Raw genomic sequence first — 21211 nt, 5'->3', positions numbered from 1 at the left:
TTGGCCCCACAAATTTGACGACGAAATGTCGCAAATCTATGTCGCATTTGTGAAAGGTTTAAAGCGATCTGCTGTGCTAGTCAAAACTTTTTTTAATTTTGACCGCTACGACTCAAAAGCTACTATGACGCAGACACCACAAGGCACGCAGCCCGGAAGGCGGCGCGCACTTGTAGAAATTTTGAGGTGCTTGGAGAGGCGGCCTGGGTAAGGCCGCCGAATCTTCAGCGAGTTGTTGCCAGTTCCTGTTGGACGCTGGCGACAGTGCGAGGCCAAGGTTTACCAGCCTGAACCTTCGCTGGCAAGGCCTTGATGGCGGTTACGGCTGCATCGCGGCTGGCGAAGTTACCGTAGGTGATGACGTAAAGCGGCTTGCCGTTGAGGACTTTCTTGAAGTAACGGTACTCGCCGCCCTGCTCTTTGACGAAGTTTTGTGCGGACGCTTCGGAGCTGGTGCCGAGGATTTGCACCACGTAGTTGCCCGGTGCCTGACCGGCGTACCAGGTGCCGCCTGCAGCCTTGGCCGCCGGAGCCGGTTTCTCGGCAGGCTTGGCCGCCGCAGCAACGGCTGGCTTGGCTGGGGCTGGAGCAGGTTTGGCCACTGGAGCAGGCGCTGGCTTGGCGGTGGCGACCTGAGTTGGCGCAGGCGTCGGCTTGGCCGCTGGCGTTGGCGCAGGGCCGGCAGGAACGCCCACAGGCGGCGCAGTGGTGGTTACCGTCGGCGGTGTGGCGCTGGAGCCTTCAACCGGCACGCCGTCGTCGCCCTCGGTAATGCCACCCGCGGCTTCAGCCAGCGGACCGCGCATGACCGGTTGCGAGTTACCGACCAACGGCAATGGCATCGGCTGCGTGTTGCCGGCGAATTCGACGGCCGGAGCACCGCCATTTGCTGTTGGCTGCCCCTGACCAAGCGGCAATTGCGCCTGTTCGTTGGCCGGTGCACCTGTGGTCGGTGCCTTGTTGCGACCCGGCATCAACCAGGCGGCAGCTACCGCGACCACGACGACGGCGGAAATCGCCAATACGTGTTTCTTCGGCATATTGAACCCCATTTTTGGACGCTTCACCGCTGAGCGGCTGGCAATCATGGCTTCGATCATTGCATCGCGGGCAACCTGGTTGATGTTGCCAGGCCAACCGTCGGAGCTTTCGTGAATATCAGAGATCTGATCCGCGGTGAAAAGTTCGATACCCCGACCCGCCCCCTCAAGCCGTTGATCCAGATATTCGCGGGTCTCTTCTTCGGTGTAGGGCTGCAACTCGATGACGTGAAAACGCTCTTCCTCAAGGTGCAAGGCATCAAGCTGAGCGATCAGCGACGACTCGCCGAACAGGAACACATGGGGTCGCCCTTCCGGCGCACCAGCAGCCAGGGCCATCAAGGCTTCGAGCGCAGATTCGTCGAGCTGCTCGGCATCATCCACCAGCAAATAGACTTCCTGACCGGTAAGCGCAAGCTGCACCACTTGACCCAGGATCGTGTCGATCTCGGCGTGGGCCACGTTCAGCGCCTGGGCGACCTGACGCAGGATGCCCGCCGCATCACCGGCACCACGGGCGGAAACCACCACACTCTGTACCGATTGCTTATTGGTGCTGGCCACCAGGGCCTGGCGCAGCAGAGTCTTGCCACTGCCCTGAGGGCCAGTGACCACCAGCAACAACTGGCTATAACGCGCCAGGTGATGCAGTTGCCCCAGCACGGGCTTGCGCTGGGCCGGGAAAAATTTGAAGCCAGGCACCCGTGGAGCAAAAGGGTCATGACTCAACTGGTAATGGCCGAGGAAAGCCTCGTCGGCATGCAAACTAGTCATCGTGTTCTTATTAACCTTTAAGCTGGGCCAGGGCGCGGTAGTCTGCCCCCAGCGTGGCCTGTAGAACCTCTTTCGGATAATCGTCGGTCACCACCGCTTCACCCATGTGGCGCAGCAGCACCAGGCGCAAACGACCGTCGATCACTTTTTTATCAATGGACATATGTTCGAGGAAATCGGCTTCTGTCATCTCTTGCGGCGGAATGACCGGCAGCCCCGCACGCTGGAACAGACGAATGCCGCGATCACGTTCCTGCTCGCTGATCCAGCCCAGTCGCGTGGACATTTCCAGCGCCATTACGGTGCCGGCAGCCACCGCCTCACCATGAAGCCATACACCATAGCCCATGTGGGTTTCGATGGCGTGGCCAAACGTGTGGCCCAGGTTCAATGTGGCACGAACGCCCGTCTCTTTCTCATCGGCACCGACCACCGCCGCCTTGGCCGCGCAGGAGCGCTCGATGGCATAGGTCAGGGCTTGCTGGTCCAGATTGCGCAGGCGGTCGACGTTGTCTTCGAGCCAGGTCAGGAACGGCTCATCGCAGATCAGCCCGTACTTGATGACTTCGGCCAGCCCGGCGGACAGTTCGCGCGCCGGCAGGGTATTGAGGCTGGCGGTATCGATCAGCACCACGTTCGGCTGATAGAAGGCGCCGACCATGTTCTTGCCCAGCGGATGGTTGATCCCGGTCTTGCCACCCACCGAGGAGTCGACCTGCGACAGCAGCGTGGTCGGAACCTGGATGAAATCGACGCCGCGCTGGTAGCAGGCGGCGGCAAAGCCGGCCATGTCACCGATCACACCGCCGCCAAGGGCGATCACCGTGGTGCGGCGGTCATGCCGGGCGGTCAGCAGACCATCGAAAATCAGTTGCAGGGTTTCCCAGGTCTTGAAGGCTTCGCCGTCGGGCAGTACCACGGAAATCACCGAGAACTGCGCCAGGCTGCGGGTCAGACGCTCGAGATAGAGCGGCGCAACAGTCTCGTTGGAGATGATCGCTACTTGCCGTCCGCGAATGTGCGGGGCCAGCAGTTCGGGCTGATCCAACAAACCTTCGCCAATATGAATCGGGTAGCTGCGCTCGCCTAGATCGACCTTGAGTGTCTGCATGTGTCCCCACAGTGAAGATGGAATCAGGCGTTCTGCCTTGAGTTAACGAATATCCACGGCCTCTGCTGGTGTGACGCCGTTCGGTAGCCATCCGCCACAACCTTGAGCGGTCATGGCGGGACGCCGAGGATAGCGCATTTCGCGCGGCGCTTTAACGGGGTGGCAACTGCTGCAAGCGCTCTAGAATGTCGAGTACGACCATTCGTGGCGGGCGCTCATCGGTTTCGACCACCAGGTCGGCAATTTCCCGATAAAGCGGATCGCGGATCGCCAACAGATCCCGAAGGGTCTTGGCCGGGTCGGCGGTACGCAACAATGGCCGATTGCGGTCGCGGGAAGTGCGGCCTACCTGCTGCTCGACCGACGCATGCAGATAAACCACCCGCCCACCGGCATGCAGTGCCCGACGATTGGCTTCGCGCATGACCGCGCCCCCGCCTGTCGCCAGCACCACACCGTCGCAAGCGCACAGCTCGGCAATCATTGCCTGCTCGCGATCACGAAAGCCCGGTTCGCCTTCTTTATCGAAGATCCAAGGGATATTGGCGCCCGTGCGCAATTCAATTTCCTTATCGGAATCTTTGAATGGCAGGCGCAGCTCTTTGGCCAGCAACCGGCCGATGGTGCTTTTTCCAGCACCCATCGGTCCAACAAGAATCAAATTTCGCACAGAATCAATGACTCACAGCAATCGCCTGATTATTCATGATACGCGGAGTGAGGAATACCAACAGCTCGGATTTTTTCTCCGAAACCACATCACGCCGGAAAAGGCGGCCAAGATACGGCACATCGCCAAGAAATGGCACCTTATCTACAACCTTGCTCTGAGTATTTGAGAAAACACCGCCAATGACGATGGTCTCGCCATCGTTGACCAGGACCTTGGCGTTGACTTCGTTTTTCTTGATGGGCGGTACATCCTGGACCTTGTTCAGGAAGTCCGGTTCGTCCTTGGTGACCTTGACCTCCATAATGATCCGATTGTCGGGCGTGATCTGCGGCGTCACCTCCAGCGACAGCGAAGCCTCCTTGAACGACACCGAAGTCGCGCCGCTGGAACTGGCCTCCTGATAGGGAATCTCGGTGCCCTTGAGGATTTTCGCGGTTTCCTTGTCAGACGTGACCACCTTGGGCTGTGAGACGATTTCCCCGTTACCGGTTTTCTCCATGGCCGTCAGCTCCAGGTCCAGCAAGACGTTATCGGTGATGAACGCGATGCCGATTCCCGAGGTGTTGTTGGCTACGCCCATGTCGACGAACGGTGAGTTGGTGCTGGTACTGCCGGGCGTGCCGATGGTCGATGACCCATTGAGTCCATTGCTGACGCCGGAGGTATTCCAGTTGCCCTTGTTCTGTATCGAACCGCCCCAGCGCACCCCGAGGCTTTTGTCATAGTCGACGTTGGCTTCGACAATGCGCGCCTCGATCATCACCTGACGCACCGGGATATCCAGCTGCGTGACGATCCTGCGCAGCTCGTCCAGCCGGTCCTGGGTCTGGTAGGCAATGATGTTGTTGGTGCGCTCATCGACGGTGATCGACCCCCGTTCGTCGGGTTTCGCTTCGGCACTGGTCACCGACTGGAAGAGCTTGGCGATGTCCGCCGCCTTGGCGTAATTGACCTGCAACAGCTCCCGACGCAACGGCGCCAGATCGGCAATCTGCTTCTGCGATTCGAGTTCCTGACGCTCACGGGCAGCAATTTCATCGGCCGGCGCAACAAGCAGGACATTGCCGACCTTGCGCTTATCCAGCCCCTTGGTTTTCAGCACCAGATCCAGCGCCTGATCCCACGGAACGTTCTGCAAGCGCAGGGTAATTCCCCCCTGGACCGTGTCGCTGGCCACCAGATTGAGGTTGGTGAAATCGGCGATCAGTTGCAGCACCGAGCGCACATCGATGTCCTGGAAATTCAGCGACAGCTTCTCGCCGCTGTAGGCCTGTTGCCCGGCATTGCGCTTTTGCAGCTCGTCGACCGTCGCCGGGCGAACGCTGACCGTGAGCTTATTGTCAGTCTGATAGGTCGAGTAATCGAACGTGCCACCGGGTTCAATGCTGATGGTGGCTCGATCGCCGCTCGCGCTGGCATTGACGAACTGCACTGGCGTGGCGAAATCTTTCACGTCCAGACGCACGCGCAATGGCTCGGGCAATCGGGTTTTGGCAAAGCCGACGATGATCTTGCCCTCGCGCTCTTGTATGTCGGCCGCAATCGATGGATCCGACAAGTCGATCACCACGTTGCCTTCGCCCTGGGTTCCCCGTTGGAAATCCACACCCCGAATGACCTTGCCTGCCGTCGCGGCGGCTCGTGCCGGAACCGGCGTTGCTGTGGCCGTCTGCCTGGATGTCGACGGTTTACCCCCTTGCCCGACAACTATCAGCAAATTGTTGCCTTCAATTCGCGACTCATACGGGGCCGGCTGGGTCAGGTTGATGATCAACCGCGTACGGTCCCGGGCTTCCACTACCGTCGCACTGCGGGCATTTCCATTGCCGAGATCGCGAGTCTTGCTGGCCAGCTGACTGGCGACACCCGGTAAATCCAAGGCAATCCGGGCCGGCGAATCCGTCGTGTAGCCGCGGGGCACCGGGGGCGGCGCATCGAACGACAACTTCAACTCGACACGGTCACCCGGCAGCGCGGCGACATCCAGCGCCCTGAGATTGGCCGCTTGTACCATCGGCGACAACAACGCTATCCATAGCGAAAGGCCGACGGTGGAAAGAATCCTGTTCATTATTGGAGTTCCACTATGAGTGCTCTTTCAAGGAAATGGTCCGGGGACGCTCCAGCCACGCACCCTGACCATCAGGGACAATTTCAACCACATCGACTTGAGAGCCGCTGATCGCAACGATCCGTCCGTCGTTACGCCCCAGGTAATCGCCGATTTTCAGCCGGTGCACCCCACCCGCCCCGCGCAGCAGGGCATAGGAGCCCGTTGCATTGGAAAGGGTGCCGACCATTTCAAACTGCTCGATGTTGAAGCCTTCGAGGTATTGCCTGACCCGTCCCGGGTCGGGTTTGACGTTACGTGAGCCCCTGCGTTGAGCCGCCAGATCAGTGCTGATCTGCGGTGAGAACGGGCTGCGCAGATTCGCCGCGTTGTAAGTGAATGCCGGGTAAGACCGGAATACCGGCGTTGTTTCAATCCTCCCCGGCCCATGCAGGCGCATTTCGTTCATGTACGCATCCAGATCGGTGTAGTCATCGCCTGCGCCACAACCGGACAGGGCAGACAGCAACACCACCACCGAAAAACAATGTGCCGGGCTCATTGATGCTGTCCCTTGTCGCTGTAGCGGTAGGTCTTGGCGAGGATGGTCAAGCGCAGCTTCGGACCACCCTCGGGGCTGACGGGCGCAAGATCGAAATCGTGCAAGGTGACGATTCGCGGCAACCCGGCCACACCACTGACGAAGGTAGCCAGGTCGTGGTAATCCCCGGTGACCGTGATCTGGATCGGCAGTTCGATGTAGAACGGCTGGGCGACCTCCGGCAGCAACTTGATCTCTTCGAACTCCAGGCCACTGCCCAGACCCGTACGCGTGATGTCTTCCAGCAAGCCGGGCACTTCGGTGTCGCCGGGCAGTTGCCGCAACAGCACGCCGAAGGCGTTCTCCATCTCCTTCAACTGCTGGGTGTAGAGATCCAGATTCGCCGCCATGCGGGCCTTGTCGGCGAACTGTTCCTTGAGTGTCGACTCTTCCTCGCGCTTGAGATCGAGCTGGCTCACAAGGTCGCGACTGGAAAAGTTGTAGCCCAGGGCCAGCACCAGAAACATGAGCAACCCGGCCACCAGAAACTTGATCGCCGGCGGCCAGGAACCCATGTTGCTGGTATCCAGATCATTGATGTCGATCTTGCGCAGCCCTTCGAACCATTCGGACGGACTCATTTGCCCCCCTCCGGCGTTGCGGGCTGAGTCTGGCGAACGGTCAACTGGAAGACGTTGGCCTGCACCACCTGGCCGGCAGCTGTGGCCTTGACTTCGGTCAGGCTCGGCGCATCGAACCAGTCTGATGCCTCGAGGTTGCGCATCAAGTCTGAAACACGGTTGTTGGATTGCGCAGCGCCGGTGATGGACAAGGTCTTTGCGGTCATTTTCACTTCGGTGAAATACACGCCGTCGGGCAGGGCTCGCGCCAATTGGTCAAATATTCGCCCGCTGATTTGGCGATTGCCTTGCAAGTCCTGGATGATGCGCATGCGCTCGACCAGTTGCTGGCGGCGCGCCTTGAGATCATTGATCTGCTTGATCCGCTCATCGACCACGGCGACTTGCTTGCCGATGTAATCGTTACGGGCGACCTGCCGGTCGATGGCACCGCTGATGGCCTGGTTCGCGACCAGCACCGCGCCCATCGTGCCCACCATCACGGCCACCAGGACCAGCAGGAAGCGCTTGCGACGGACTTCACGCCGCTCCTCACGCCAAGGTAAAAGGTTGATCCGTGCCATCAGTCGAAGCTCCTGAGGGCCAAACCACAGACGATCATCAACGCCGGGGCATCACTCGCCAGGGCAGCACTATTGACCTTGCTGCCCAGAGTCATTTCGCAAAAAGGATTCGCGACCTGGGTCGGCGTACCCAATTGCTGCTCGATCAAACGGTCCAGCCCCGGGATCGACGCGGTACCGCCGGCCAGCAGGACATGGTCAACGGCGCTGTATTGGCCTGAGGCAAAGAAGAATTGCAACGAGCGCGACACCTGCTGCACAAGCGCCTCTCGAAATGGCTGCAAGACCTCAGCGGCATAGTCATCCGGCAGACCGCCCTTCTTTTGCGCCAGCCCCGCCTGCTCCAGCGTCAGGCCATAGCGTCGCTGGATTTCTTCGGTCAACTGCCGACCGCCGAACAGTTGTTCGCGGGTGTAGATAATCCGCCCGTTGTGCAGCACGCTCAGGGTGGTCATGGTGGCGCCGATGTCCACCACTGCGACCGTCGAAGACTCCCCGGAAACCGCGAGCCGACTGACCAGCAATTCGAATGAACGCTCCAGCGCGTAGGCCTCCACATCAACCACGCGGGCGGTCAGCCCCGCCAGGGCCAGGGCGGCCTCGCGGACTTCGACGTTTTCCTTGCGACAAGCGGCGAGCAGCACGTTGACGCGCTCCGAATTGCGCCCGGAGGTGCCCTGGACTTCAAAGTCGATCGCGACTTCGTCCAGGGGATAAGGAATGTACTGATCAGCCTCGATCTTCAACTGGCTTTCCATCTCGTCCTCGGAAAGACCGGCATCCATCTCGATGGTCTTGGTGATCACCGCTGAGCCCGCCACGGCCACGGCCACGTTCTTGAGGCCGGTTCTGGCCTTGGCCAGCGCGCGCGCGAGGGCCAGCCCCACGCCTTCAAGCTCAGCGATATTCTTTTCGATCACCGCGCCGACCGGCAACGGCTCGACCGCATAGGCCTCAACTCGAAAACGCTCACCCTGACGGCTCAACTCAAGAAGTTTCACCGAGGTAGAGCTGATGTCGATTCCCAGGAGCGTATTGGATTTTTTGTTGAAGAGTCCTAGCACTACCAATTCCCTATGACTTTCCGTGAGTTACGGACTCTGCAATATCCATTGCGTTCAATCCACCCGTCTTGACAGCAGCGCCAATGACGCTCCCGATCAGAAAAATGCTTATAATGCCCAACGTTTTTTTTCCGCATTTGCTCAAGCGCAGGTCGTTCTCATTTAGCCTGAACCCTGTTGCCCAATTCATTTTTACCCTGGATATCCAAAAGCCTTGATTCGTCTGCTGAAGTTTTTCGGTTGGTCCATCGTCGCGGTTTTCTGCGGACTCCTTCTGGGTCTGAGCGGGGCGTACCTTTACCTTAGTCCCGGACTACCGTCCGTGGAGGCGCTGAGAAGCATCCAGTTGCAGATCCCTTTGCGGGTCTACAGCAGCGATAACAAGTTGATCGCAGAATTCGGCGAAATGCGCCGCACACCGATCCGTTTCGCCGACATTCCCCCCAACTTCATCAATGCGTTACTAAGTGCTGAAGACGACAATTTCGCCAACCACTACGGCGTCGATCCGAGCAGCCTGATGCGTGCCGCGACCCAGCTGATCAAAAGCGGACACATCCAGTCCGGCGGCAGCACGATCACCATGCAGGTGGCAAAGAACTTCTTCCTGACCAGCGAACGCAGCTTTTCGCGCAAGACCACCGAGATCCTGCTGGCCCTGCAGATCGAACAGCAACTGACCAAGGACGAGATCCTCGAGCTGTACGTCAACAAGATCTATCTGGGTAACCGTGCCTACGGCATCGAGGCGGCGGCACAGGTCTATTACGGCAAATCGATCCGCGATGTCAGCCTGGCGCAGATGGCGATGATCGCCGGCCTGCCCAAGGCGCCGTCGCGTTTCAACCCGCTGGCCAATCCGGCGCGCAGCAAGGAGCGTCGTGACTGGATCCTGGGACGCATGTACAAGCTCGGAAAAATCAGCGAGGCCGACTACAACACTGCGGTCAACGAGCCGCTGAACGCCAGCTATCACGTGCCGACCCCGGAAGTGAACGCCCCGTACATCGCCGAAATGGCCCGTGCCGAAATGGTCGGGCGTTATGGCAGCGAGGCGTATACCGAAGGCTTCCGCGTCACCACCACGGTGCCGAGCGACCTCCAGGAACTGGCCAACACTGCGGTCCATGAAGGCCTGATGACCTACGATCAGCGCCACGGCTATCGCGGGCCAGAGTCGCGGCTGCCGGGCAAGACTCGCGAAGCCTGGGCCACCGAACTGACCAAACAACGCACCATCAGTGGCCTGGAACCGGCCATCGTGACCCAGGTCGACAAGAACGGCCTGCAAGTGCTGACCCGCACCGGCCAGGAACACGTGAACTGGGACACCATGAAGTGGGCCCGGCCGTTCCTGAATACCAACAGCATGGGCGCCAACCCGAAACAACCCTCGGACGTGGCCCAGGTCGGCGATCTGATTCGTGTGCAGCGTCAGCCGGACAATTCGCTGAAGTTCAGCCAGATCCCGCAGGCCCAGGGCGCGCTGGTATCCCTGGACCCACAGAACGGTGCCATTCGTTCGCTGGTCGGCGGTTTCGCCTTCGAGCAGAGCAACTACAACCGCGCATTGCAGGCCAAGCGCCAGCCGGGTTCGAGCTTCAAACCCTTCGTCTACGCCGCCGCACTGGATAGCGGCTACACCGCCTCCAGCCTGGTGAACGACGCACCGATCGTGTTCGTCGACGAGTACCTGGACAAGGTCTGGCGGCCGAAGAACGACACCAACACCTTCCTCGGCCCGATCCGCCTGCGTGAAGCGCTGTACAAGTCGCGCAACCTGGTATCGATCCGCCTGCTGCAAGCGATGGGCGTTGGCAAGACCATCGACTACATCACGCGTTTCGGCTTCAACAAACAGGACCTGCCACCCAACCTGTCCCTGGCGCTGGGCACCGCGACCCTGACGCCAATGGAAATCGCCACTGGCTGGAGTACCTTCGCCAACGGCGGCTACAAGATCACCCCGTACATCATCGACAAGATCGAAAGCCGCAACGGCGACACACTGTTCGTCGCCAACCCGCGGAGCGTGCCTCAGGGCGGTGCGGCCAGCGATGGCATTGCCGTGCCCGCCCCTCAAGCCTTCACGGTCAACGCAACGCCAGGCGAAGCCCCGGGCGCTACGCAGGCGCCACAAGCTCCCGCCGTGGCCGAACGCATCGTTGACGGGCGCACCACGTACATCCTCAACAGCATGCTTGAGGACGTGATCAAGCTCGGTACCGGTCGCCGCGCACTGGCCTTGGGCCGCCCTGACATTGCCGGCAAGACCGGTACGACCAACGAATCCAAGGACGCCTGGTTCTCCGGTTACAACGCCGATTACGTGACCACCGTGTGGACCGGTTTCGATCAGCCGGAAAGCCTGGGTCGCAAGGAGTTCGGTGGCACCGTCGCGCTGCCGATCTGGATGAACTACATGGGCGCCGCGCTCAAAGGCAAACCGCCGCATACGCAACAGGAGCCGGAAGGCATCCTCAGCCTGCGAGTCGACCCGATCAGCGGCCGCGCAGCCAGCCCAGGCACGCCGGGAGCCTACTTCGAACTGTTCAAGGTCGAAGATACGCCACCGTCGGGGAACGAACTGGGCAACGGCCTGGCACCTGGCAGCCCGCTTCCAGCGGATGAAGCGGCACCGATCGATTTGTTCTGATTGGATGATGCAAGGCAAAAAGCCCCGCTCTTCTTTGGAAGGCGGGGCTTTTTGATATCCGGGTTTCTTGTAACACCGCCATCGCGAGCAGGCTCGCTCCTACAGGGAGTACGTATTCCAAGGTAGGAGCGAGCCTGCTCGCGATAGCAACCTGAAAGCCAACCCAAAACCCTCAGGCACAAAAAAGCCCCGACTCTCACAAGCCGGGGCTTTTCGTTGAAGCACTACAACGACTTAGCCGTTGAACACATCATCCACGCTTTTGAGCGGGTAGTTCTTCGGATACGGCAGGGTCGCCACACCGGTCTCGATCGCGGCTTTAGCCACGGCATCGGAGATCAGGGTGATCAGACGGGCATCCATTGGCTTCGGAATGATGTACTCACGACCGAATTCCAGCTTGATGCCGCCGTAGGCATCACACACTTCCTGAGGTACTGGCAGCTTGGCCAGTTCACGCAGGGCGTTGGCCGCAGCCACTTTCATTTCTTCGTTGATGCGCTTGGCGCGAACGTCCAGGGCACCACGGAAGATGAACGGGAAGCCCAGTACGTTGTTGACCTGGTTCGGGTAGTCGGAACGACCGGTGGCCATGATCACGTCGTTACGGGTGGCGTGCGCCAGTTCCGGGGAGATTTCCGGATCCGGGTTGGAGCAGGCGAACACGATCGGGTTAGGCGCCATCGACAGCAGGCCTTCAGCGCTCAGCAGGTTCGGGCCGGACAGGCCAACGAACACGTCAGCGCCTTGCAGGGCGTCAGCCAGGGTGCGCTTGTCGGTCGCGTGAGCGAACACAGCCTTGTACTGGTTCAGGTCGTCACGGCCGGAGTGGATCACGCCGGTACGGTCGACCATGTAGATGTTTTCGATGTTGGCGCCCATGCTCACCAGCAACTTCATGCAGGAGATGGCGGCAGCGCCGGCACCCAGGCAAACGATCTTGGCTTCCGGCAGGGTTTTGCCAGCGATTTCCAGGGCGTTGATCATGCCGGCCGCGGTCACGATAGCGGTGCCGTGCTGGTCATCGTGGAATACCGGGATATCGCACTGCTCGATCAGAGCGCGTTCGATTTCAAAGCACTCTGGTGCCTTGATGTCTTCCAGGTTGATGCCACCGAAGGTGATGGAGATGCGCTTGACGGTGTCGATGAAGGCTTGTGGGCTTTCGGAGTCGACTTCGATGTCGAAAACGTCGATGCCGGCGAAGCGCTTGAACAGCACGCCTTTACCTTCCATCACTGGCTTGGAAGCCAGCGGGCCGAGGTTACCCAGGCCGAGAATCGCGGTGCCATCGGAAATGACTGCAACCAGGTTGCCTTTGCCGGTGTACTTGTAGGCCAGTTCAGGATCGCGGGCGATCTCGCGTACTGGTTCGGCTACGCCCGGGCTGTACGCCAGCGACAGGTCGCGAGCGGTAGCAGTGGCCTTGGTGAGCTCGACACTCAGCTTCCCTGGACGAGGATTGGCGTGATATTCGAGAGCGGCAGTTTTCAGATCAGACATTTTGGCATTCCGCTTTTACTGTTGGACAGACTGGTCAGCGAGGATACGCGCCTCGCAAAGTCCCCACAAGACTGACCGGTCACCCCTGTCAAGCACCCGGCCCTACGACTTTGGGCCAAGAGCCACGGAACACAAGGGATTGACTGTTCACAATCGACAGAAAAAATGTCTACAATTCTTTATCACTGCACGACTTGAAGCATCGCCGGGTCGGTCAAGGGCAACATCCAGCGCGCCTGACCCTCCTTGAGACCGCCACGCCGCGAACGATCCAGGACCCAGCCGCGCGCCTCGACCTGCTTGCCTTCCAAGCGTTCCAGCGAGGCGATATCGAATCGCGCCAGTTGATTGGGTGCAACACGCAATACAACCGAATCCTGCAACTCGATCCAAACCCCGCCGTGATTGCGTTGAACCTTGCTCACACGACCGCTGAGCACGGCAAACCCGGACGCACTGATCTGATCCGCCTTCAGTACAGGTGACTGGCGCCACACACCGAGCCCGGCCTGACGGGCGCTACGCTCCGCCGCCTGCTGACACGCGACCAGATCGACATTCGGCGCTACCGCCACCAGGAAACCGAGGCCCTCGGCGAGCATTTGCGCCTCAAGGTTAGCGCCATCTGCACCATAGACGTGGGCCAGGGTGCGGCCGTAGCGATCCTTGCTTTCTTTACCGGGCAACAAACCGACCTGCCCGTCGCTTGCCGCCACCAACGCTTCGAGACGCTTGCGCGCCGCCACTGCGAACGGTTCGTCGGAACGGCCCTTCTTGCCCAGCTCCGGCGTATTAAGGCCGATCATGCGCACGTTGCGGCCATCGTCCAGGCGCAGAGTGTCGCCATCGACCACCCGCTCCACGGCGACAGAGGCCAGCCCCTCGGGTGCCGGGCAGAAAGCCTGGGCGCCGGAGAGCCAAATCGCGGACACAAAAAAGGCGCCCGCAAGGGACGCCTTTTTTAACAGCAAGGAAAAGCCCATAAGGCTTTTTAACCTTACTCTGCAGCAGCTGGAGCTTTCTTGCCGAAAGCACCGAAACGGTCGGCGAAGCGCTGAACGCGGCCGCCAGTGTCCAGAGTCTTCTGCTTACCGGTGTAGAACGGGTGGCATTCGTTGCAAACGTCGATCGCCAGGGCTTTGCCGAAGGTCGAACGGGTTTCGAACTTGTTGCCGCAGCTGCAGGTAACAGCAACTGCTGGGTATTCTGGATGGATATCAGCTTTCATGGTGTCTTCCTCAGGCTAGCGTGCCGCCACCCAACACTATTGTTGAATACCGCACGTAATTAGGCCGCGGATTCTACCAGACAATGCCAATCACGCAAGCTGTCCCTCAAACCGGTCGTCTGCTAGGCTCCCGCCCCAATACGCGATCCCCTGTAGGAGTGAGCCTGCTCGCGATAGCGGTCTGCCAGTCGCCGCAATGTTGACTGCTAGATTGCTATCGCGAGCAGGCTCACTCCTACAGGTTATATGTCACGCCCCCTATTGTTTGTTGATCGAGATCCCCCGCGTGCCCGACGCCATTTTGCGCCTCGCCCTGCCTTCGCCGCTGCGCCGCCTGTTCGACTACCGCGCTCCGGCCGGCGTCCTGCGCACCCAGCTGCACCCCGGCATGCGCCTGCGGGTACCGTTCGGCCGGCGCGAGATGATCGGTATTCTGGTGGAAGTCACCAACACCAGCGAAGTCCCGGCCGAGAAGCTCAAGCCGGCCCTGGCCCTGCTCGACGCTACGCCACCGCTGCCACAGGCGCTGTTCAAGCTGTGCCTGTGGACCTCCCAGTATTACCAGCACAGCCTCGGCGACACCTTGAGCTGGGCGCTGCCGGTGCTGCTGCGCCAGGGCGAGCTGGCCGAAGCGCGCCAGGAGCGTTTCTGGTCCGCCGCGCCGGGGGCCAGCCTCGATGATCCGCGCATCGCCCGCGCCCCGCGCCAGCGCGAAGCCCTGGCCACGCTGGCCCAGCATCCCCACGGCGTCGCCCATCAATTGCTGAGCAAACTGATGCTGAGCAAGGACAGCCTGGATTTGCTGCTGGCCAAGGATCTGGTGCAGGTCGAGATCCGCCGGCAGGCCCCGGGTGCACGCCACGAACACTGGCTGGCGCAACCGGAACTCCCGCTGAACCCGGAGCAACGCGCCGCCTATGAGGCGATTCGCGCCGGCTTCGACAGTTATCACGCGTTCCTGCTGGCCGGCGTCACCGGCAGCGGCAAGACCGAAGTCTATCTACAGTTGATCCGCGAAACCCTCGAGGCCGGCAAGCAGGCGCTGGTGCTGATCCCGGAAATCAACCTCGGCCCGCAGACCCTGGCGCGCTTCGAACAGCGTTTCAATGCCCGTATCGCGCTGATCCATTCGGCGGTCAATGACCGCGAACGCCTCGAGGCCTGGCTGGCCGCCCGGGACGGTGAGGCCGATATCATCATCGGCACCCGCTCGGCCCTGTTCACACCGATGAAGAACCCCGGCCTGATCATCATCGACGAAGAACACGACGGTTCCTATAAACAGCAGGAAGGCTTGCGCTACCACGCTCGCGACCTGGCATTGGTGCGGGCTCGACAGGAAAACATCCCGATTGTCCTCGGCTCCGCCACCCCTTCGCTGGAAAGCCTGCACAACGCCTACACCGGCCGCTATGGGCTGCTGCGCTTGAACGAGCGCGCCGGCGGCGCCAAACAGCCGCGCTTCCTGCGTCTGGATGTCAAAAGCCGCCCGCTGGACAGCGGCATTTCCGGGCCGATGCAACAAGCCATCGGCCAGACCCTGGCCGCCGGACAACAAGTCCTGGTGTTCCTCAACCGCCGCGGCTTCGCCCCGACCCTGCTGTGCCATGACTGTGGCTGGATGTCCGAGTGCCAGCGCTGTGACGCGCGGATGACCGTGCATCAGCGTCACGGCGAGCTGCGCTGCCACCATTGCGGCTACGTCGAACGCGTGCCGCGTCAGTGCCCGAAGTGCAACAAGGTCGATCTGCGCCCCGTTGGCGCCGGCACCGAACGGGCCGAGGAGCGCCTGGCGATTCTTTTCCCGGACTATCCGGTGCTGCGGGTCGACCGCGACAGCACATCGCGCAAGGACGCGATGAACCAGCTGTTCGCGACCATTCAAAAAGGCCAGCCGTGCATCCTGATCGGCACGCAGATGCTTGCCAAAGGTCACCACTTTCCACGGGTGACACTGGTGTCGATCCTCGACGCCGACGGCGGCCTGTTCTCCGGCGACTTCCGCGCCAGCGAGCGCATGGCTCAACTGATCGTGCAGGTCGCTGGCCGCGCAGGCCGCGCCGAAGAGCCGGGCAAGGTGATTATCCAGACGCACCTGGCCGACCACCCGCTGCTGGTGCAGTTGACCGAACAGGGCTATTTCGCCTTCGCCGAACAGGCCTTGAGCGAACGCCGCGCGGCCGGGTTGCCGCCGTTTGCGCACTTGGCGCTGCTGCGGGCCGAGGCGCATAAACCGGGGCAGGCCGAGGGCTTCCTGGATGAGGCTTGCAGCGAGGCGGAGCGTTTGCTGGGCGAACAGAATCTGACCGGGATCGAGTTATTGGGACCAGTCCCGGCACCGATGGAGCGCCGGGCCGGGCGTTATCGTGCGCAACTGTTGGTACAGGCTACGGCGCGGGCACCCTTGCATCGATTGCTGGCCAGTTGGTTGCTGGTACTGGAGCAGATGCCGAGCGGGCGGGCGGTGCGCTGGTCTTTGGATGTAGATCCCGTCGATTTGTATTGATCTGAAGATCGCCTTCGCGAGCCTGCTCGCGAAAGCGGCCAAATTGTCACCACACATCCACATCCTGCCTGCTAAGGTTGGCAAGCCCGTCTTCGCAACGGATAATGCCCAGTTTTTCCACCAGCGCATGATGCGCCGCCGCGCCTGCGGTCGAAAGAGAAGACCATGAAAGACACCATTCGCCAGCTGATCCAACAAGCCATCACCCAACTCGTCAACGAAGGTGTGTTGCCTGAAGGCCTGTCGCCGGCGATCCAGGTGGAAAACTCCCGCGACAAGAAGAACGGCGATTTCGCCAGCAACATCGCCATGATGCTGGCCAAGCCGGCCGGCATGAAGCCCCGCGACCTGGCGGAAAAAATCATCGCCGCGCTGCCGGCTGACGAAAATGTCGCCAAGACCGAAATCGCCGGCCCGGGCTTCCTGAACTTCTTCCAGAACACCGACGCCCTGGCGACCCGCCTGGACGCCGCCCTGGCCGACGCCCACATCGGTGTGCGCAAGGCCGGTCCGGTGCAGCGTACCGTGGTCGACCTGTCGGCGCCGAACCTGGCCAAGGAGATGCACGTCGGCCACCTGCGCTCGACCATCATCGGCGACGGCGTGGCCCGTGTGCTGGAATTCCTCGGCGACACCGTGATCCGTCAGAACCACGTCGGCGACTGGGGCACCCAGTTCGGCATGCTGATGGCTTACCTGCAGGAAAACCCGATCACCAGCGACGAGCTGTCGGACCTGGAGAACTTCTACCGCGCCGCCAAGCAACGCTTCGACGAATCCGCAGAGTTCGCCGACCGCGCCCGTGGCCTGGTGGTCAAGTTACAGGCCGGCGACGCCGATTGCCTGGCGCTGTGGACCAAGTTCAAGGACATCTCGCTGTCCCACTGCCAGAAGATCTACGAACTGCTCAACGTCAAACTGACCATGGCCGACGTGATGGGCGAAAGCGCCTACAACGACGATCTGATCAACGTGGTCAACGACTTGAAGGCCGCAGGCATGCTGGTCGAGAGCAACGGCGCCCAGTGCGTGTTCCTCGACGAGTTCAAGAACGCCGACGGCGACCCGCTGCCGGTGATCATCGTCAAGGCCGACGGCGGCTACCTCTACGCCACCACCGACCTGGCGGCCGTGCGCTACCGCAGCGGCAAGCTCAAAGCCGATCGCGCGCTGTACTTCGTCGACCAGCGTCAGGCCCTGCACTTCCAGCAAGTGTTCGCCGTGGCGCGCAAGGCCGGTTTCGTGACCCATCCGATGGAAATGGAACACATGGGCTTCGGCACCATGAACGGCGCTGACGGCCGTCCGTTCAAGACCCGTGATGGCGGCACCGTGAAGCTGATCGACCTGCTGACCGAAGCCCAGGAGCGCGCCTACACCCTGGTCAAGGACAAGAACCCTACACTTGCCGAAGCCGAGTTGCGCAACATTGCCAAGGTGGTGGGCATCGGCGCGGTGAAATACGCGGACCTGTCCAAGCACCGCACCAGCGACTACAGCTTCAACTTCGACCTGATGCTCAACTTCGAAGGCAACACCGCGCCGTACCTGCTGTATGCCTACACCCGCGTGGCCGGCGTGTTCCGCAAGCTCGGCAAGGACTTCAGCGAAGTCGACGGCCAGATCGTTCTCGAAGCGGCGCACGAACACGAACTGGCGGCGAAGCTCGCGCAGTTTGGCGAGATCCTGAACAACGTGTCCGAAAAAGGCACCCCGCACATCCTCTGCACCTACCTGTACGACGTCGCCGGCCTGTTCTCCAGCTTCTACGAGAACTGCCCGATCCTCGCCGCCGATACCCCGGCACAAATGCAGAGCCGCCTGCGCCTCGCCGCGCTGACCGGACGCACTCTCAAGCAAGGCCTGGAACTCTTGGGCCTGGAAACTCTGGAGCGTATGTAAGTTGGCTGCCAAGAAAAAACCTGCACCCAAGCGTGGCGCCAGCCGTTACCAAGCTCCTGCAAAGCAACCGATTCCGGGTTGGCTGTGGATGGTCATCGGCCTCACGGTCGGCGCCTTCCTGGTGTTTTTGATGAAACTGGAGCCGGGCAAGGGCAGCGACACGGTCAAGCGTGAAAAAGTCGAGCAACAGCAGAAAGCCAGCAAGATCGCCGAGGCCAACAAGACCCCGCCGAGCCCTACGCAACCGGTGAAGCCGAAGTACGACTTCTATACCTTGCTGCCGGAATCGGAAGTCATCGTGCCGCCAGATGCCGTGCCGGAAAAAACCCTGCCGACGCCGCAAGTACCGGCCATCCCGACAACGCCGGTCACCCCGGCCGAAGCGGCGAAGATCGACACGGCTCGCGCCCAGGCTGCTTTGGCCGGGATTACTCCGCCTCCTGCGCCACCGATCAAGGCTGCGCCTGTGACGAAGTTTTTCCTGCAGGCTGGCTCGTTCCGCAAAGAGACTGATGCGGATAAGGTGCGGGCGCAGATCATCTTGTTGGGCCAGGCTGTCTCGGTTGAGTCCGGAACGGTGAAGGACGAAACCTGGTATCGGGTATTGGTCGGACCGTTCAGCAACCGCGAACAACTGACCACTGCGCAGAAACAACTGGCGGGCGCCGGCTTCAGCAACTTGCTGTTACAACAACGCCAAAGCCGCTGACTCCTTCAGGATCACCGCGTTATCGTTCTTCGCGAGCAAGCCCGCTCCCACATTCGACCGCATTCCAATGTGGGAGCGGGCTTGCTCGCGAAGGGGCCCTGACAAACACCACAGCCCCATCTGACTCACACCACTCGTCCTCTCTCCCTTCCTACAGTTGAAATCCTCTCCACCACCCCCATATGAATGGGCATAAGGCATTTTCGCCCCGCTGCGTGGAGACTCTTCCCTTGACCACCATCGTTTCAGTTCGCCGCCACGGCAAAGTCGTCATGGGCGGCGACGGCCAGGTTTCCCTTGGTAATACCGTGATGAAAGGCAACGCGAAAAAAGTTCGCCGCCTGTACCACGGTCAGGTCATCGCCGGTTTTGCCGGTGCCACCGCTGACGCCTTTACCCTCTTCGAACGTTTCGAAGGCCAGCTTGAAAAACACCAGGGTCACCTGGTGCGCGCCGCCGTCGAACTCGCCAAAGAATGGCGCACCGACCGCTCCCTGAGCCGCCTCGAAGCCATGCTCGCGGTAGCCAACAAAGACGCCTCCCTGATCATCACCGGCAACGGCGATGTGGTTGAACCCGAAGAAGGCCTGATCGCCATGGGTTCCGGCGGCGGTTACGCCCAGGCTGCTGCCAGCGCGCTGCTGAAGAAAACCGACCTGTCAGCCCGGGAAATCGTCGAAACCGCCCTCGGCATCGCCGCCGACATCTGCGTATTCACCAACCACACCCAGACCATTGAGGAGCAGGACTGCGCCGAGTAAGCCCGTGTTGGCCATCGCGCCACGGCTCATTCTTGCTTGAGGTCCGCTAAATACTATGTCCATGACTCCCCGTGAAATCGTCCACGAACTCAATCGCCATATCATCGGCCAGGACGATGCCAAGCGCGCCGTCGCCATTGCCCTGCGCAACCGCTGGCGCCGCATGCAGCTGCCAGAAGAGCTGCGTGTTGAAGTAACACCCAAGAACATCCTGATGATCGGCCCGACCGGTGTCGGTAAAACCGAGATCGCCCGTCGCCTGGCAAAACTGGCCAATGCGCCGTTCATCAAGGTCGAAGCGACCAAGTTCACCGAAGTCGGCTATGTCGGCCGCGACGTCGAATCGATCATTCGTGACCTGGCCGATGCCGCGATCAAGCTGTTGCGCGAGCAGGAAATCGTCAAGGTTCGCCACCGCGCCGAAGACGCCGCCGAAGAGCGCATCCTCGACGCCCTGCTGCCACCGGCGCGCATGGGTTTCAGCAACGACGACGCCCCGACTGCCGACTCCAACACCCGCCAGCTGTTCCGCAAGCGCCTGCGCGAAGGTCAGCTGGATGACAAGGAGATCGAAATCGAGGTCGCCGAAATGGCCGGCGTCGATATCTCCGCGCCACCGGGCATGGAAGAAATGACCAACCAGCTGCAAAGCCTGTTTGCCAACATGGGCAAGGGCAAGAAGAAAGCCCGCAAGCTCAAGGTCAAGGAAGCGCTCAAGCTGGTACGCGACGAAGAAGCCAGCCGCCTGGTCAACGATGAAGAGTTGAAGGCCAAGGCCCTGGAAGCGGTCGAGCAGCACGGCATCGTGTTCATCGACGAAATCGACAAGGTGGCCAAGCGCGGCAATTCCGGTGGCGTCGATGTGTCCCGTGAAGGCGTGCAGCGCGACCTGCTGCCGCTGATCGAAGGCTGCACCGTCAACACCAAGCTGGGCATGGTCAAGACCGACCACATCCTGTTCATTGCTTCCGGTGCCTTTCACCTGAGCAAGCCGAGCGACCTGGTGCCCGAGCTGCAAGGCCGCCTGCCGATTCGTGTCGAACTCAAGGCCCTGACCCCGGAAGACTTCGAACGCATCCTCAGCGAGCCTCACGCTTCGCTCACCGAGCAATATTGCGCCCTGCTGAAAACCGAAGGCCTGGGCATCGAGTTCCAGCCGAGCGGGATCAAGCGCATCGCGGAGATCGCCTGGCAGGTCAACGAGAAAACCGAAAACATCGGTGCCCGTCGCCTGCACACCCTGCTCGAGCGCCTGCTCGAAGAGGTGTCGTTCAGCGCCGGCGACCTGGCCAGCGTCCATGACGACAAGGTGATCCAGATCGACGCCGACTACGTCAACAGCCACCTGGGCGAATTGGCGCAGAACGAAGACCTGTCCCGTTATATCCTGTAAGCAACTCTTACAGATGTAGTAGAACTGTGGGAGCGAGCTTGCTCGCGATGACGGCGGTACATTCAACCCTTGCGTTGACTGTTGCATCGCTATCGC

General features: G+C 60.9%; 17 protein-coding genes. 6 read left to right on the top strand and 11 right to left on the bottom strand.

The window, feature by feature from the left end; translation table 11 throughout:
* Positions 1–224: 224 nt before the first annotated feature.
* The 8 genes from WHX55_RS01935 to WHX55_RS01900 form a co-directional block, all read right to left on the bottom strand.
* Positions 225–1814 (bottom strand): AAA family ATPase, encoded by a 1590-nt coding sequence (locus WHX55_RS01935; protein ID WP_223457617.1) that lies wholly within the window; start codon positions 1812–1814, stop codon positions 225–227.
* 10 nt (positions 1815–1824) lie between these two features.
* On the bottom strand, positions 1825–2925 hold the full coding sequence (gene aroB, locus WHX55_RS01930; RefSeq protein WP_095942362.1) for a 3-dehydroquinate synthase: 1101 nt from the start codon (positions 2923–2925) through the stop codon (positions 1825–1827).
* A gap of 151 nt (positions 2926–3076) precedes the next feature.
* Positions 3077–3595, bottom strand: a complete 519-nt coding sequence (gene aroK, locus WHX55_RS01925) for a shikimate kinase AroK (protein ID WP_045061936.1) — start codon at positions 3593–3595, stop codon at positions 3077–3079.
* A 4-nt stretch (positions 3596–3599) separates the two neighbouring features.
* Positions 3600–5669 carry a type IV pilus secretin PilQ gene (pilQ, locus tag WHX55_RS01920; RefSeq protein ID WP_353741925.1) on the bottom strand — a complete coding sequence of 690 codons (2070 nt, stop codon included), beginning with the start codon at positions 5667–5669 and terminating at the stop codon, positions 3600–3602.
* Between the two features lie 13 nt (positions 5670–5682).
* Positions 5683–6210 (bottom strand): pilus assembly protein PilP, encoded by a 528-nt coding sequence (locus tag WHX55_RS01915; RefSeq protein ID WP_353741924.1) that lies wholly within the window; start codon positions 6208–6210, stop codon positions 5683–5685.
* Entirely contained in the window at positions 6207–6830 is a 624-nt protein-coding gene (gene pilO, locus WHX55_RS01910; protein ID WP_150756785.1) for a type 4a pilus biogenesis protein PilO, read from the bottom strand. The genes WHX55_RS01915 and pilO overlap by 4 nt, the downstream gene beginning before the upstream one ends.
* Positions 6827–7393, bottom strand: coding sequence for a PilN domain-containing protein (locus tag WHX55_RS01905; RefSeq protein ID WP_150756786.1), 567 nt, complete (start codon positions 7391–7393; stop codon positions 6827–6829). Before WHX55_RS01905 ends, pilO begins: the two co-directional genes overlap by 4 nt.
* Positions 7393–8457, bottom strand: coding sequence for a pilus assembly protein PilM (locus tag WHX55_RS01900; RefSeq protein ID WP_353741923.1), 1065 nt, complete (start codon positions 8455–8457; stop codon positions 7393–7395). The genes WHX55_RS01905 and WHX55_RS01900 overlap by 1 nt, the downstream gene beginning before the upstream one ends.
* A 214-nt stretch (positions 8458–8671) precedes the next feature.
* Here WHX55_RS01900 and WHX55_RS01895 point away from each other — a divergent pair, with 214 nt between their 5' ends.
* Positions 8672–11113, top strand: coding sequence for a penicillin-binding protein 1A (locus WHX55_RS01895; protein WP_150754721.1), 2442 nt, complete (start codon positions 8672–8674; stop codon positions 11111–11113).
* Positions 11114–11347: 234 nt separating this feature from the next.
* Here the strand turns inward: WHX55_RS01895 and WHX55_RS01890 are convergent, their stop codons facing one another.
* The 3 genes from WHX55_RS01890 to rpmE form a co-directional block, all read right to left on the bottom strand.
* A complete protein-coding gene (locus WHX55_RS01890; protein WP_056725708.1) occupies positions 11348–12616 on the bottom strand; it encodes a malic enzyme-like NAD(P)-binding protein in 1269 nt (422 codons plus the stop codon).
* Positions 12617–12798: 182 nt separating this feature from the next.
* Positions 12799–13599, bottom strand: coding sequence for a thermonuclease family protein (locus WHX55_RS01885; protein ID WP_353741922.1), 801 nt, complete (start codon positions 13597–13599; stop codon positions 12799–12801).
* Between the two features lie 14 nt (positions 13600–13613).
* A complete protein-coding gene (gene rpmE / locus WHX55_RS01880; protein ID WP_053153366.1) occupies positions 13614–13844 on the bottom strand; it encodes a 50S ribosomal protein L31 in 231 nt (76 codons plus the stop codon).
* Positions 13845–14130: 286 nt separating this feature from the next.
* Between rpmE and WHX55_RS01875 the strand changes: the two genes are divergently transcribed.
* The 5 genes from WHX55_RS01875 to hslU all read left to right on the top strand — a co-directional run bounded on the left by WHX55_RS01875 (position 14131) and on the right by hslU (position 21115).
* Complete coding sequence (locus WHX55_RS01875) at positions 14131–16350, top strand: primosomal protein N' (protein WP_150754719.1); 2220 nt, start codon at positions 14131–14133, stop codon at positions 16348–16350.
* A 165-nt stretch (positions 16351–16515) separates the two neighbouring features.
* On the top strand, positions 16516–18252 hold the full coding sequence (gene argS, locus WHX55_RS01870; RefSeq protein WP_150726571.1) for an arginine--tRNA ligase: 1737 nt from the start codon (positions 16516–16518) through the stop codon (positions 18250–18252).
* Between the two features lies 1 nt (position 18253).
* On the top strand, positions 18254–18961 hold the full coding sequence (locus tag WHX55_RS01865; RefSeq protein ID WP_353741921.1) for an SPOR domain-containing protein: 708 nt from the start codon (positions 18254–18256) through the stop codon (positions 18959–18961).
* Positions 18962–19191: 230 nt separating this feature from the next.
* Entirely contained in the window at positions 19192–19722 is a 531-nt protein-coding gene (hslV, locus tag WHX55_RS01860) for an ATP-dependent protease subunit HslV (protein ID WP_046031180.1), read from the top strand.
* 55 nt (positions 19723–19777) lie between these two features.
* Positions 19778–21115 carry an HslU--HslV peptidase ATPase subunit gene (hslU, locus tag WHX55_RS01855; RefSeq protein WP_150726569.1) on the top strand — a complete coding sequence of 446 codons (1338 nt, stop codon included), beginning with the start codon at positions 19778–19780 and terminating at the stop codon, positions 21113–21115.
* Positions 21116–21211: the final 96 nt, after the last annotated feature.

Origin of the sequence: Pseudomonas fluorescens (genome assembly GCF_040448305.1) — a bacterium.
Classification (GTDB): Bacteria; Pseudomonadota; Gammaproteobacteria; order Pseudomonadales; family Pseudomonadaceae; genus Aquipseudomonas; species Aquipseudomonas fluorescens_BH.
The sequence above is the reverse complement of the archived record's forward strand: the minus strand, read 5'-3'. Positions and strand labels throughout refer to the sequence as shown.